This is a genomic window from Hydrogenophaga sp. A37, from assembly GCF_002001205.1.
Taxonomy (GTDB): Bacteria; Pseudomonadota; Gammaproteobacteria; order Burkholderiales; family Burkholderiaceae_C; genus Hydrogenophaga.
In genome coordinates, this window is sequence record NZ_MUNZ01000001.1 from 1 (window position 1) to 246 (window position 246).

At 63.4% G+C, this 246-nt stretch carries 1 pseudogene; it reads left to right on the plus strand.

Features of this window, described 5'->3' with window-relative positions:
• Positions 1 to 100: pseudogene (locus B0E41_RS26340) on the plus strand (type III pantothenate kinase); the annotation flags it as partial.
• Positions 101 to 246 lie beyond the last annotated feature (146 nt).

Consider the following 246-nt stretch of genomic DNA (forward strand, 5'->3'; position numbering starts at 1 on the left):
CGGCTGGAAGATGGCGCCGAGCATGTCAACGCCATGCGAGCTGGTGGACAGCCTGATCTTCGACGGGCTGCTGGAAATCGCACATCAACGCTTGACGTAGCCCCCGTGCCGCAGAGATGGCTCCCCCACGGCAGCATCAGCGTAACCGCGAGCAATTGTGCGAACTCGGGTTCGAAGGCGTCAATGATCTGCTGGGGGTCGGGGCAGAGGGCGCTGTCTGAAATCACGCCGAACTGCACGCCGCCG